Annotated in this window: 12 protein-coding genes; 7 read left to right on the top strand and 5 right to left on the bottom strand. The window is 73.5% G+C overall.

Annotation, left to right across the window (positions count from 1 at the left end):
* The first annotated feature begins 24 nt into the window (after window positions 1-24).
* Complete coding sequence (locus EDD34_RS11780; protein ID WP_123814739.1) at window positions 25-498, top strand: HtaA domain-containing protein; 474 nt, start codon at window positions 25-27, stop codon at window positions 496-498.
* Window positions 499-501: 3 nt separating this feature from the next.
* On the opposite strand, the gene EDD34_RS11785 is transcribed toward EDD34_RS11780, so the two are convergent.
* From EDD34_RS11785 to EDD34_RS11795, 3 genes are all read right to left on the bottom strand, one after another.
* On the bottom strand, window positions 502-960 hold the full coding sequence (locus EDD34_RS11785) for a GNAT family N-acetyltransferase (protein WP_246012347.1): 459 nt from the start codon (window positions 958-960) through the stop codon (window positions 502-504).
* A 49-nt stretch (window positions 961-1,009) separates the two neighbouring features.
* Window positions 1,010-2,341 carry an ATPase gene (locus EDD34_RS11790; protein WP_123814741.1) on the bottom strand — a complete coding sequence of 444 codons (1,332 nt, stop codon included), beginning with the start codon at window positions 2,339-2,341 and terminating at the stop codon, window positions 1,010-1,012.
* A 127-nt stretch (window positions 2,342-2,468) separates the two neighbouring features.
* Window positions 2,469-2,942, bottom strand: a complete 474-nt coding sequence (locus EDD34_RS11795) for an HNH endonuclease (protein WP_123814742.1) — start codon at window positions 2,940-2,942, stop codon at window positions 2,469-2,471.
* A gap of 509 nt (window positions 2,943-3,451) precedes the next feature.
* Between EDD34_RS11795 and EDD34_RS11800 the strand changes: the two genes are divergently transcribed.
* A complete protein-coding gene (locus tag EDD34_RS11800; protein ID WP_123814743.1) occupies window positions 3,452-4,270 on the top strand; it encodes a metal-dependent hydrolase in 819 nt (272 codons plus the stop codon).
* 23 nt (window positions 4,271-4,293) lie between these two features.
* Here EDD34_RS11800 and EDD34_RS11805 read toward each other — a convergent pair whose 3' ends face one another.
* On the bottom strand, window positions 4,294-5,931 hold the full coding sequence (locus EDD34_RS11805; RefSeq protein ID WP_123814744.1) for an AAA family ATPase: 1,638 nt from the start codon (window positions 5,929-5,931) through the stop codon (window positions 4,294-4,296).
* A gap of 273 nt (window positions 5,932-6,204) precedes the next feature.
* Here EDD34_RS11805 and EDD34_RS11810 point away from each other — a divergent pair, with 273 nt between their 5' ends.
* The 3 genes from EDD34_RS11810 (at window position 6,205) to EDD34_RS11820 (ending at window position 11,665) form a co-directional block, all read left to right on the top strand.
* Window positions 6,205-8,181: a protein kinase domain-containing protein gene (locus tag EDD34_RS11810; RefSeq protein ID WP_123814745.1), complete on the top strand. Its 1,977-nt coding sequence runs from the start codon at window positions 6,205-6,207 to the stop codon at window positions 8,179-8,181.
* 352 nt (window positions 8,182-8,533) lie between these two features.
* Entirely contained in the window at window positions 8,534-10,459 is a 1,926-nt protein-coding gene (locus EDD34_RS11815) for a serine/threonine-protein kinase (RefSeq protein ID WP_170177058.1), read from the top strand.
* 288 nt (window positions 10,460-10,747) lie between these two features.
* Window positions 10,748-11,665: a serine protein kinase RIO gene (locus tag EDD34_RS11820; RefSeq protein WP_123814747.1), complete on the top strand. Its 918-nt coding sequence runs from the start codon at window positions 10,748-10,750 to the stop codon at window positions 11,663-11,665.
* Window positions 11,666-11,719: 54 nt separating this feature from the next.
* Here the strand turns inward: EDD34_RS11820 and EDD34_RS11825 are convergent, their stop codons facing one another.
* Window positions 11,720-12,613, bottom strand: coding sequence for a hypothetical protein (locus EDD34_RS11825; RefSeq protein WP_123814748.1), 894 nt, complete (start codon window positions 12,611-12,613; stop codon window positions 11,720-11,722).
* Window positions 12,614-12,672: 59 nt separating this feature from the next.
* On the opposite strand from EDD34_RS11825, the gene EDD34_RS11830 reads away from it, so the two are divergent.
* On the top strand, window positions 12,673-13,317 hold the full coding sequence (locus tag EDD34_RS11830) for an SRPBCC family protein (protein ID WP_123814749.1): 645 nt from the start codon (window positions 12,673-12,675) through the stop codon (window positions 13,315-13,317).
* Window positions 13,317-13,724 carry an ArsR/SmtB family transcription factor gene (locus tag EDD34_RS11835; protein ID WP_123814750.1) on the top strand — a complete coding sequence of 136 codons (408 nt, stop codon included), beginning with the start codon at window positions 13,317-13,319 and terminating at the stop codon, window positions 13,722-13,724. The genes EDD34_RS11830 and EDD34_RS11835 overlap by 1 nt, the downstream gene beginning before the upstream one ends.
* The last annotated feature ends 31 nt before the right edge of the window (window positions 13,725-13,755 follow it).

Below are 13,755 nucleotides of genomic sequence, written 5' to 3' on the forward strand. Positions count from 1 at the left end.
CGGCGCAGAGGTTAGGGTCGTCGCGTGCATCTGGACTGGGGAATCAAGCCGAGCCTGCTCATGTACGTCGCCGGGGCGCCGGGTGGCCGCCTCGCCGTGGACCCCGAGGTGGGGGGTGAGGGGGCGTCGTTCTGGTTCGGGCTGGACGCGGAGCGTTCCGCGAGCCTGGAGGGTGGCGGGACGACGTCGGACGCGCGGGCCTTCGCCTTCGGGGGGTCCGTCGCGTTCTTCGGTCACTTCGGGTCGTTCGTCGGCGAGATCGGCGACCCAGAGATCCGCGCCGACGGTGAGGGGGGCGACTGGACGCTGTCGGTCCTGGACCGTGAGTCCGGGGTGCGCACGGACGCGTTCCGGCTCGTCGGCGAGCCGGAGGTGGCCGACGACGGGCGTCGGCTCACGTGGTCCCAGGTCGAGGTGAGCGTGGCGGGCGCGGGGCTGTGGGGCGGGAACTACCCGGCCGGCACCCCGTTCGAGCCGGTGACCGTGGAGCTCGGGTAGGCGTCAGCAGCCGATGACCTTCACGTAGTGCAGGAAGGAGACGTCGCGGGCGAAGCCCTCGGACTCGTACAGTCCCTGGGCGGCGACGTTGTCCCAGGCCGTGGCGAGCGAGACGCGGATGGCGCCGGCCTGCTCGGCGCGCTCGCAGATGGCCTGGACGAGGACGCGGCCAGCGCCGGTCCCGCGGGCGGCGGGTTCGACGAAGAGGTCGTTGAGGACCCACACGGGCCCGAGGCTGACCGACGACCAGGACCGGTACGCCTGCGCGAGGCCGACGGCGGGGCCTTGCCCGTCCGGCTCGGCGAGGAGCAGCACCGTGTCGTCGGAGGTGAATCGGGCTCGCAGGAACTCCCGCACGCGCTGCTCGTCGGCCGCGTGCTCGTAGAAGGCCAGGTACTGCAGGAACAGTCCGGCGACGGCGTCGAGGTCGGCTGCGTTCGCGTCACGCACTTCGATGGGCACGCGGGAGATCATGACAGGTCGGCACCCGTGAAGGCCATTCCCTTCGTGTTCAGAATCCTCGGGCGACCGCCGCGCCGGCGGCCAGCCAGGCACGTTGCGTGGCCGGGCGCAGGGATCGCAGGCTGAGCCGGCCGTCCACCATCCCGGGGTCGAACGGCACGGTGACGACCTCCCGGGCGAGGCTCCGGTATCCGCGCGCCACCTTGCGCATCTCCGCCGGCGTGGCCTTCGGGTCCGCCTGGCTGACGAGCACCACCGCGCCGCGCGCCAGTTCGGCGCTGCGCGGGTCGCGGGCCGCGAGCGCCTCGAGCAGCAGCGCGCCGGCCTCGGCGTGGTCGTCGCGGGTGGTGGTGGCGACGACGAGCTGGTCGGTGTGGTCGATCATGCGCAGCCACATCGGGTCGGACTCGTCGTTGCCGGAGTCGATGAAGATCAGCCGGTAGTACTTGCTCAGGACGGCATGGATGGCGTCGACGTCGGCGGAGGAGATCCGCTGTTCGTCGGCGAGCACCATGGGCTTGGAGCGCAGCACGTCGAACCGGTCGCGGGACTGGTGGTGGATGTACCAGGCGAGGTCGGCGAGTTGTGCCGTGGGGCCGAGGAAGTGGTCGATCTGCGGGAGCAGGTCGTGCAGGGTGGCGTCGTGCATGCCCTGCTCGGTGCGCCAGCCGAGCGTGCCGCGGGTCTGGTTGTTGTCCCAGGCCACGACGCCGGAGCCACCGTGGGCGGCGAAGACGGAGCTGAGCAGCACGGTGCCGGGGGTCTTTCCGGCGCCGCCCTTGCCGTTCACGACGGCGACCGTGCGCGGACCGGGCCAGTGCTGCGCGACGGCGGCTTCGTCGGCGCGCTCGGCACGTTCCTCGGCGCTGGGCGGGACGTGCACCCCGATCCGGGAGAGCACCCCGCGCATGCCGTGCCGGGCGGGGTCGTCGCCGCGCTCCTCGACCAGGAAGGAGCGGCGGTCCCGCTCCGGGGCCGACGGCGGGTGCGCGGAGCCGGCGGGCTGCGGCGGGAACGGGTTGCCGATGACGGGGCTCGGCACGGCCGGGCCCTGCGAGACGGCGGGACTCCGCGGATCCGGCATCGGTGGGAAGGGTGTGTCCGCGGGAGCGGCGGGCGGGAAGGCGACGGCCTGCTGCACGTCGCCGTTGGGGTGGACCACGAGTTCGGAGGTGCCCTCGGGCCCGGAGGCCGACACGGCCACCGGCTGCCCGACGGCGGCCGCGTGCTCGACGACGTGCCGCATGACCTCGCTGCGCGCCTGGCCCACCGTGGTCATGTACACGGGGTACGGGATGCCGCCGATGTGCACCTCGCCGCTGCCGTCCTCGCGCACCACCGCGTGCACGCGATCCCAGCCTGGCGCCGCGCCGACGCTCATGCGCCCGCCCCCTCGACATCGTGCGATCCGGATGCCCGGGCCGTGCCCCGGCCCGGCCGCGAATGATTATTCACCCGCGGTCGTGGCACAGGGTACAGCCCGGGCACCGGGGGTCGGCCCGTGTCGGTCAGGCGATCCGGGCGGCGTGCTGCAGGCGCGTCCGCGCGTACTCGGCTCGCGGGACGTACGGCGTGAGGTACAGCAGCATGCCGGCCTCGGCGGGGGTGCGGTCAGCCTTGAAAGAGTTGCACTCGTAGCAGGCGGCCACGAGGTTGAGCCAGGTCGACGGGCCACCGCGCGACCGGGGCACGACGTGGTCCACCGTGTCGGCGGGCCCTCCGCAGTAGGCGCAGGCGCCGTCGCGGCGCTTCACGCCCTGCTTGGTGCAGGCGGGCGCGCCGTTGTTGCGCTTGTAGAGCCACCGCATCGCGACGTACCGGACGAGGCGCAGGACGCGCGGTAAGGGGAACGGCCCGAAGGAGCGGCCGTCGACCGCCTCCTCCACCACCGCTACCTCCCGCACGAGCATCCCGATGGCATGCCTGACCGACACGCGATGCAACGGCTCGTAGCCGGCATTGAGTACGAGGACGTCGGCCACGGTCCGCTCCTTTCGGGTGAGTAGTTCGTTTCGTCGGTGCTGGAAGTGCAAAGAAAATGCCGCCCAGGACGCAAGTCCTCCAGGCGGCACACGAGTGCTGGTCCGGCAACGCGCCGGGTCAGCGTCGTATCGCGCCTCGGAGTGCCTCGCGGCCGTCCAGGAGGTGCTGCGCGGTGGTCGGGTAGGACGAGGAGTGTGCGCAGCGGATCATGTGCTTCCCGTCCTCTCCTGTCGATACAGCTGGCGGTTGATGCCTGTAGATACAGCCATGTGACGAGACCGGGCGACCTCGTCGTGAAGAAAGGTACACACGCAAGCTTGGCTCGTCCATGCCTTTTCTGAATCTGTCTCCAAGAATTCATCAAACCTCGGGGATCCGCCGCGCGACACGCCGGAGGGCGCTCCGTCACGCCTGGTCACTGCCGATACCCGCGTCTCACGCTACGGTTACTCCTCGGCCGGGCGTTTCCGGTCGGATCGGACAGTTAGCCGGAAGGAGCCCACATCCCATGATGGGAGGACATCACGCTGCGACAGGCGCCGCCGCCTGGGTCGCCGTGACCTCGACCGCACCGTTCGCGTTCGGCTGGTACGAGGGGGTCTCCCATACCGGTGTCGTCGCCGGCGCCCTGGTCTGCGCGGGCGCCGCGCTCCTGCCCGACGCCGACCACCACAGCGGCACCATCGCGAACTCGCTGTCGCCCGTCTCGGACGCCGTGGTGAAGGTGGTCGAGAAGCTCTCCGGCGGGCACCGCAAGGGCACCCACTCGATCCTGGGCGTGCTCGCGTTCACGGCGATCGCCTGGTTCCTGAGCCTGCTGTCGGTGGACACCGGGATCGACGGCGTCGGGACCGTGCTCATCGGCCCGGGCATCATGTGCGTCCTGCTGGTCGCGTTCGCCCTGAAGGCGCTCAAGATCACGCGCGACACCAAGGTCCTGCCGTGGACGACGTCGGTGACCCTGGCCGCGCTCATCGCGGTCTTCGCGCCCGAGGAATGGTTCTGGATGCCGTTCTGCGTGGCCCTCGGGTGCGTCGTGCACATCCTCGGGGACCTCATCACCACGAACGGCGTCCCCATCTTCTGGCCGCTGAAGTTCAAGTCCCCCCGGTGGATGCGTGACGGCCGGGGCATCGAGCTCGACAGCTTCTGGCGGCGCGGCGGCAACATCGCCCTGCCGATCCTCGGCAACGCCGGGTCCGTGCGCGAGTGGATCCTCCTGGTCCCGATCTCGCTGTACGCGGTGGTCGGCATCGTGTGGGCGCTGCTGAACCAGATGGGGTACGACACGATGCCCCTGTGGGAGCAGGTCACGGCCTGGGTGTGACCGCCGTTCCGGGACGGCGCGCCTCAGAGCCCCCTGGCCACCGCCGCGCCCGCGGCGAGCCACGCGCGCCGGGTCGCCGGACGCAGCGCGCCGTAGCGCAGGTGACCGTCGACCAGGCCCGGGTCGAACGGCACCGTCACCACCTCGCGCGCGATCGACTCGTACCCGGCGGCCACCTTCCGCACCTCCTCGGCGGGCGCCTTCTGATCCGCCTGGCTCACCACGGCGACCGCCTGCTGCGCCAGGTAGGCGGAGCGCCCGTCGCGCTCGGCCAGCCCCTCCAGGAGGAGCGCGCCGGCCTCGGCGTGGTCGTCGCGAGTGGTCGTGGCGATCACGAGCTGGTCGGTGTGGTCGATCATCCGCTGCCACATCGGGTCGGACTCGTCGTTGCCGGAGTCGATGACGATCAGCCGGTAGTACTTGCTCAGCACCGCGTGGATCGCGTCCACGTCCGCCTGGCCGATGCGTTGCTCGTTCGCCATCGCCATCGGCTTGGAGCGCAGCACGTCGTAGCGGTCGCGCGTCTGGTGGTGCACGTAGCGGGCCAGGTCGGCCGCCTGCGCGGACGGCCCGAGCAGGTGCTCCGCCCGGGGCAGCAGGTCCAGGAGGGTCGCGTCGTGCGGCCCCTTCTCCGTGCGCCAGCCCAGCGTGCCGCGCGTCTGGTTGTTGTCCCAGGCCACCACGCCGGCCCCGCCGAACTGCGCGAACACCGCCGACAGCAGCACGGACGACGGCGTCTTGCCGGCCCCGCCCTTGCCGTTCACGATCGAGATGGTGCGCGGTCCCGGCCAGTGCTGGCTCACGTCCCGCTCGTCCGCGCGCTCGGCCCGCTCCGCCTCGCTCGGCCCCACCGGCAGGCCCATGCGGGTGAGCCAGCCGCGGAAACCCTGTTCGGCGGGCTCCTCGACCGAGACCTGCGTGAGGAAGGAGGCGCGCTCCTCCCGCCGCGTGCGGACGACGGGCTCGGCCACGGCGCCAACGTCCGGCTCGGAGGCGCCCGACGACGCCGGACGGCCCCGCGCGGCCTCCTCCTCGCGGACCCAGTCGGCGACACCCGCCGGAGCCGACGGCGTGGGTCCCGTGGCGGGCGGCGACGCCGGTTCCACCGGTTCGGCCGGAGCCGGAAGGGAGTCGACCGGTGCGGGAGCAGCGTTCGGCGGCGCCCCGTTCGAAGGCGTGCCGTTCGGCGCGGTGCCGTTCGGTCCGGTGCCGTTCGGTCCGGTGCCGTTCGGTGCGGAAGTCGGCGGCGCGGTGTCGCCGTCGGGCACGGCGTCGGTAGCGGGCGGGGAGGCCGGGATGCGCGGCACCGTCAACTCCGGGTCGGGTTCCGGGTCGAGCTCCGGACCGGGCTCCGGATCAGGTTCGGACTCGACGACGGGCGTCGCCCCTGTCGCCGCCGGCCCGTCCTCCTCCGGCACCACCGTGCCGTCCGGGTGCACGACGAGCCTCCACACGCCTTCCGGCCCCTCCGCGCTCGCGCGGACGGGGCGGCCTACCTGCACCGCGTTCTCGGTGACGCGGCGCAGCACCTCGATCCGCGCCTCCTCGAGACTGCCGGTGACCACCGGGTAGACGTTCCCGTCGACCCGGACCTCGCCCGAACCGTCCGTCCTGACCACGGCCTCGATCTGAGGCCAGCTGCGCACCGTCTCCGTGCTCATCGGCGTGCTCCTCGGCTGTGCTGTTCGTCCCGCTGCGCCCAAGCCTCCGCCATCTCGCCCGCAAAAGCGATCGGAAACGCCGTTTTCACCAGCCTTTGTGTGGTCGTCGGCAGCGGCGGGGGGCGGCTGGTAGAAAGGGACGGGGCGACGTCGCGTGAATGGTCTGCGGGAACCATGGAGTTGTTTGCGGATCGTGATTCTGGCAGCCTTTCGGCGCTGGTAGATTGTTCTGCGGGCTGACCTGCGCTTTTTGTCCCGTACTGAGGAGTTTTCATGTCCGACGAGTCGTACCGCCCCACGTCCGGCGCGGTCCCGCCGGACCCGGAAGCCACCCGCGTGCAGCGCGCGATCGCGCAGGTGCCACCTCCCCCGCCCGGGACGGTGCCGGACCCGTACGGAACCAGGATGCGCGCGCAGTCGGCGCCCACACAGGACCCGTACGCGACGCGCGTGCAGCCGCCGACCGCGCAAGCGCCCGCGCAAGCGCCCGCGCAGGAGTCCGCCCAGCAGCCCGGTCGTGTCCCCGCGACGGGTGAGGTGCTGGGGGGCTTCGTGCTGCGCGAGTCGCTCGGGCACGGCGGGTTCGCCCACGTCTACCGGGCCGAGTCGCCGGGCGACGGCGTCGTCGCCCTCAAGGTCCTCACCAACTCCGAGGCGGGGACCCGTGAGCGCTTCGTCACCGAGGCCAAGCTCCTGGACCAGCTCGGCGGTCGCGGCTTCCCGGCGTTCGTGCGCGGCGACCTCGACGCCCCCACCCCGTGGTTCGCCATGGAGCTCGTGCCGGGCAGGACGCTCGCGCAGGTGGTGCACGAGCACGGCCCTCTCCCCCGCCAGGACCTGCTCCGCGTGGCCGACGACGTCGCCGGAGCCCTGGCCGTGCTGCAGGAGGAGCACTACCTGCACCGGGACGTGAAGCCGGCCAACATCATCGTGTCCGACGGCCGCTGCGTGCTCATCGACCTCGGCATCGCCAAGGGGCACGGCTCACAGACCTCGACGCACGCCGCCGGCACCATCGCCTACATGGCGCCCGAGCTCTTCGTGCGCAAGCCTCACCCGCGGTCCGACGTCTACAGCCTCGGCCTGCTGCTCATCTTCTGCGCCACCGGCTCGCTCCCGACCGATCTGAACTTCGCCGGCCGGGACCTGACCCCCGAGGACGTCGGGCCGGTGGACCCGGCGATCCTGCCGCTGGTGCTGGCCATGACCCGGCAGGACCCGGCCGAGCGGCCCCCGCTGCACAACATCGCCCGCGCGGTGGTGTCGGTCGCCTCGCAGCAGGCGCCGGAGCCCGGCCTGCTGCACGCCACCGAGACCACGCACACCGAGCGCAACGTGGTCACCGAGGTGGTGACCGCCGGCAGCCTCGCCGCCGGTGCGGCGGCCGCCGGGTACGCCGGTCCGCCGACGCAGGCGATGGGACCCGCCGGTCCCGCGGGTGCGCGGACCGAGGTGTTCAGCCCGGCACGAACGCCCGCGCCCACGGGCCCGCCGCCGGCGTCGATCCGGCCCCAGCCCCCGCTCCAGCAGCAGGCGCCCACCCAGCAGCAGCCTCCCGTGCCGCAGGGATACCCGACGTATGCGCAACCACCCGTCGGGCAGCCCGGTCAGCAGGGGTACCCGGGGCAGCCGCTCACCGGGCAGCAAGGGCCGTCGTCGTACCCGGAGCCCCTGCCGTCGCGGCCCGACGAACGGGGCCGCAGGCGGGACGACCGGCGGGACGACCGGCGGGACGACCGGCGGGACGACGACGCCGGATGGCGGTTCGTCAGCATGCTGCTGGGGCTCATCCCGGCGGTGCTGCTGGGCATCGCCGTCTACCAGGTGGTCCGGCTCGTTCCGGGCCTCGACGCGATGCCCGACATGTCGCAGGCGCCGCTGTTCCGGGCGCTGGGCGACTGGCTGCTGCTGATGCTGAACCTGCCGTGGGAGTGGTCCGGCATCATGGCGAACCTCGCGATCCCGCTGCTCGGTCTCGTCCTGGCGGGCGTCCTGAACATGGTGACGCGGCTCGCGGGCAGGTCCGAGACGCGGCGGCGGCGCCTGTGGCCGTACTTCCTGACCATCGGCGTCTGGATCGTCGTGCTCGCGGTGCAGGGTGTCGTGGCGGCGGTGACGGAGGGCGTCGAGAACGCCCGGGAGGACATCGGCAACAACATCGAGCAGGGCATCGAGGACCAGCAGGACCAGATCGAGGAGCAGGCGAGGGAGTCGGGCGAGGACTTCCTCGACTCCATCTGGCCGTTCTGACGCCGCTCGGACACCGCTCGGACGGACCCGAGCGGCCACATGATCACATATCACCCCCAGAGCAGCGATTTGTCCCATAACCTGTGCGCCGTCTTGGTACCTTGCGCACATGCCTCGGGCCGAGCAGATTCCCTCAGTTCCGGACGTCGACGACGGCGCGCCCGCGCCCGTCGACCCCGGTCCGGTTCCGCCGCCTCCCCCGCCCCCGGAAACCGTGGCCGGGGCCGAGGAGCCGGCGGACGGACCCACGCCCGAGGACGGACCCGCGCCCGAGGTTCGACCAGAACTCGAAGGCCCGGCCGACCCGTCGCCCGACCCTGAAGCTGCGCCCCCGCCCCTTCCCGTCCGCCCGGTGCGGCGCATCCCCGCCAGCGGGGAGCGCGTGGGCGGCTACACACTCGGCGAGTCCCTCGGCCACGGCGGCTTCGCACACGTCTACCGGGCCGATGCCGCCGACGGCACCGAGGTCGCCGTCAAGATCCTGACGGGCCTGCCCGAGGACGCCCGGGACCGGTTCGAGCAGGAGGCACAGCTTCTCGAACGGCTCGACGGGCGCGGCTTCCCGCGCTTCGTGGAGTCGGACATGGACGCCGCGCAGCCGTGGTTCGCGATGGAACTGGTACCCGGCAGCACCCTGCTGGACCGGGTACGGGCGGAGGGCCCGCTGTCCGGCAAGGACGCGCTACGCCTCGCCGAGCAGGTGGTCGACGCGCTGCTCGTGCTGCAGGACGCCCGCTGCCTGCACCGCGACCTCAAGCCGGCGAACATCATGGTCGACGGCGAGCGCGCGGTCCTCATCGATCTCGGTATCGCCAAGGTGTTCGACGCCGCCACGTCGACGCAGCCTGCCGGGACGGTGTCGTACATGGCACCGGAGCTGTTCGGACGGCGCGTGCACCCGCGCTCCGACGTCTACAGCCTGGGCCTGCTGCTCGTGTTCGCGACCACGGGGGCGCTTCCCCCGGACCTGAACTTCCTCGGGCGGGACCTGAGCGCCGAGGACCTGGTCGAGGCCGCGCCCGGCAGCGAACCGCCCGAGATCGACCGGCACCTGCTCCCGCTGATCCTGGCCATGACCCGGTACCAGCCGGCCCACCGCCCGCCCCTGGCGAACATCGCGGGCGTCGTGCGCGCCCGGCTCAAGGGCGCGGACGCCGACCCCACCCTCCTGGTCACCGAGCGGCTCGTCGCCGATGGCGTCACCGCCGCCGAGCGCGCGGTCCTCCCGGCGACCGCCGTCCTGCCGATGTCCCCCGAGCGGCCGACGAAGGTGTTCGAGCGTGGTCCCGGCGCCGCCGGCGACAGCGGCGACGCCGCCTCCCCGGGACGGGTCCGGGAGCCGTGGCACGCCCTCGTGTACGACCGCGAGCTCATGAACCTCCTGTCCGAGGTGCACGCCGACGGGTTCGACGGCGCCGCGTCCCAGGTCATCGCCGACCACGTGGCCCACCTCGGCGCCGACGTGGCCGAGGGGCACACCCCGGCGGAGATCAAGGACTGGATCTGGCAGGCGATGCGGTGGCGCGCGGCGACGCCGCCGGACGGTCACGCGGACACGCTGCGCGGCTGGCGGAGGTTCCGGAAGCCCGAGCCCGCGCCCGTCCGGGTGCAGGCGGCCGCGCGACCGCCGCAGGATCCCGCCCCGCCGTCGTACGCGCCCCGCCGGAGCTCGGTGAAGCATCTCGGGCCCGCGCCGCACACGAGTTCGGTGAAGCACCTGGGGCCGGCCCCGACCCCGCCGGCGCAGAACTCGCCCGCGCCGGCCACCTCCGCGCTGCCGAGGTCGAAGCCACCGTCGGTCCGGCCGCGCTCGGATCCCCGGGCCGCCTCGCCGGCACCCGCCGCCGGGACCGCCCGGCAGGACCTCGGGGCGACGCGCCCGATGCCGGCCGCGCGCCAACGGCCGGCGCGGCCCCAGGCACCGGCCGCCAAGCCGGCCCCCACACGCCCACCCGCACCTGCCCCCGCACGCGCGCCACGCCCGCGCCGGGCGTCCCGGTTCGCCGGCGCCGTGGTGCGCTGGGTGCCCCGGCTGCTGCTGGTGGTCGCGGCGGCCCTGACCCTCGGTGCGGTCGGGCCGACGCCGCTGGCGCCGTGGCTCGCCTATGTCACGGACCTGCCGGTCGACGTCGTCCGGCCCGCGGAGGGCCCGCTGGTCGCGGTGCTCGCGCTGCTCACGGCCGTGCTGCTGCGATCGGCGGGGCAGCGGATGCACGTGTGGTTCTACGTGCTCGGGACGCTGGTCGTGACGGGTGGCGCCGTGTACCTCACCACCTGACACGCGGGACGTCCACCCGCGGCACGGCGAAAATACCTGGCTCCCGTCCAGGGCCGGATGCCAGGGTGTGTCCCACGGTCCCCGCACGGGGACCGGCCAGCTTCCCGCCGGTACGACCGGCGGGTTCCCCGGAAGGAGGTGGCGTCGTGGACGAGGACCTGACGCCCGCCGCACACCCCTCGCACCTCGCGGGCACGGCTGCGGCAGACGCCACCCCACATCCGGAGCACCCGCCGGTCGGCTGATCCGCACGACCGCGCGCGCTGCTCCCGCTGCCGAGGAGCACCGTTGTCCCGTTTTCCCGCAACACCCGATTCCCCGTACCTGACCGGACGCCGCGAGCGCGCCGCGTCCACGGCGCCGTCCGCGCCTCCCACAGCCGAGCCCGGTCCCGGCCGGCGCTGGTCCACCTGGCGGTCCGTCGCGAAGGGGCAGCGCGGCCCGGAGCCCTACCCGGACTGGCTCGTCACCGCCGACGCCGCGCTCGACACCGAGCTCGGCGTCCTCAAGACCGGCAAGGAGGCGGACGCGTTCCTGATCGAGCGCGGCGTGCCTCCGCACGACGACGGGCACGACGACGGCCGGCCGGGCCCTTCCTGCCTGCTCGTCGCCAAGCGCTACCGCGGCCGCGAGCACACCACGTTCCACCGCGACGGCGACTACACCGAGGGCCGTCGCAGCCGCCGCACGCGGGACCAGCGCGCCGTCGAGGACCGCAAGTCCCGCTGGGGCCGGGCGGTGGCGGCCACGCAGTGGGCGGACGCCGAGTTCGTCGCCATGACGGCCGCCTGGGAGGCCGGCGCGCCGGTCCCCTACCCGGTGCAGATCGACGGGACCGAGATCCTCATGGAGTTCGTCGGTGACGTGGACCCGGACTCCGGCGAGATCGTGGCCGCGCCCCGGCTCACCCGCCGACGGCCCGGGCCCGAGCTGCTGGAGTCCTACTGGGAACAGCTCACGGTCGGCATGTCGGTGCTGGCCCGGCTCGGCTACGCGCACGGCGACCTGTCCCCGTACAACGTGCTGGCGCACGGTGAGCGGCTCGTGATCATCGACCTGCCGCAGGTGGTGGATCTCGCGTCGAACCCGTTCGCGTCCGAGATCCTGCTGCGCGACTGCCGCATCATGTGCGCCTGGTTCGCCTCGCGCGGCCTCGACCGGGACCCGGAGGCCCTCTTCGCGGACCTCCTGGCGCAGGCCTGGTGAACCGCGCAGGCCTGGTGAACCGCGCAGGCCTGGTGAACCGCTGATCCGGCGGGGTCAGCCGGTCGGCGAGCCGCTGGGCGACGGCGACGGGCCGTCGGTCGCCGTTCCCTTGTCGAACTGGTCCCCGAGATCGTCGGCCGGCCCGTCGTCCGCCGGGGGCGGGCTCGTCGTCGGATCGCTCGACGGGGAGCTCTCGGGGTCGCCGGACGGGTCGCCGCTCGGCGTGCCCGACGGGTCGCCGCTCGGATCGCCGCTCGGGTCGCCGCTCGGTTCGGTCGGCGGCACGTCGGTCGGCGCCTCGAACACGTCGTCGCCCGGCGCCTCGGACGGGTCGTCGCTCGGCTCCGGGGACGGTTCGCGGGCGAGCCCGCCCTCCGGTTCCTCGGGGGACTCGACCACCGGATCGGTGACCGTCGTGGTCCCCTCCGGCAGGTTCTCGGCGGGGACGCGGCGCACCTGCGTGATCACCGACGCGGCGTCCAGCACGGCGGCGCGCCGCGTCTCCAGCTCCTCGATGTACCGCTCGCGCCGCTCCCGGCCGGCGTCGTCGGGCAGCTCCTGCTCCACGACCCGGGTTGCCTCGTCGAGCGCGCCGCGCAGCCGCCGCAGCATGGCCGGGGTCGGCGCGGCCGACCGTTCGGCGGCCGTGTAGACCACCTCACCCGCCGCGATCGTCTGGGCCGACCGGTCGCGGGACTCGTCGACCAGCCGGTCGACGGAGCTCGGCGGCACGTGGCTCTCGCCGACGGCGACCTCCGCGGTGACGATCGCCGGGATGAGCACGGTCTCGCCGGTGGCCCCGGCCTCGTACCGGGGCTGGTCCTCGATCATCAGGGCCACGGCCCCGCCGGCGCACAGCATCGTGACCACGAGCCCGGCGGTCCCCGCCACGAAGGCGGACCGCCGCTCGTAGACCCAGTCGCCGACGCTCCGTGATTGCTTGCCCATCGCGCGCCACTCTAGCGACAATGGTTAAATATAAGCACCCCCTTATGGAAGGAGCAGTCATGTCCATCACCATCGACCCCGCCGCCACCGCAGGGCTCGTCACGCGAGAGGTCCGCGACGGCGAGCGCGACGGCACGCCCACGAAGGTCGCCGTCGCGCGCCGCACGTACGGCGCCGAGCGGCCCGACGTCTGGGACGCCGTCACCAGCCCCGAGCGCCTCCCCCGCTGGTTCGCGCCGGTCACCGGCGAGCTCCGGCCGGGCGGTCGCTTCCAGGTCGAGGGCAACGCCTCCGGCACGGTGGAACGCTGCGCGGAGCCCGAGTCCTTCGGCATCACCTGGGAGTTCGGCGGAGGGACGTCCTGGGTCACGGTCACCCTCACCGAGACGGGTGCGGACACGGTGCTCGAACTCACCCACGAGTCCACCGTCGACCCCGACTTCTGGACGCGGTTCGGCCCGGGAGCCGTGGGCGTCGGCTGGGACCTCGCCCTCATGGGGCTGGGCCTGCACCTCGCCACCGGCGAGTCGAGCGACCCGGCCGAGGCCGAGAAGTGGTCGGTCGGCCCGGAGGGCAAGGAGTTCGTCCGCGCGGCGGCCGACGACTGGGCACGCGCCGCGGTCGCGGCCGGCGACGACGAGAACACCGCGCGATCCGCCGCCGGGGCGGTGCTGGCCTTCTACACCACACCGCCGGAGGCCTGATGGCGGCATCCGCGGCCGAACGCCCCGACTCCGCCCGCGAGGGCGTCTTCGAGGCGCTCGGCGACCCGGTGCGGCGGCGCGTCCTGGAACTGCTCGCGGCCGGCGAGCAGCCCGCCGGCGCGCTGGTCGCCGCCCTGCAGACGCGCGTGCGCATCTCCCAGCCGGCCGTCTCGCAGCACCTCCGCGTGCTGCGAGACGCCGGGCTGGTCCGCGTCCGGGCCGAGGGCACGCGCCGCCTCTACACGGTGGACGACGACGGCACCGCCGCCGCCCGGGAGTGGCTCGCCCGCTTCGAGGACACGTTCACCCAGCCCCTCGACGCACTCGCCACGGAGCTCGCCCGGGGGAAGCGCGAACGGCGCCGGGCGACGTCATCGCCGGAAGGTACCGCCCGCGAGGCGGGCTGACGGGCGCGACGTAGACGCCGTCGGGCGCGAC

The organism is Myceligenerans xiligouense (assembly GCF_003814695.1).
Classification (GTDB): domain Bacteria; phylum Actinomycetota; class Actinomycetes; order Actinomycetales; family Cellulomonadaceae; genus Myceligenerans; species Myceligenerans xiligouense.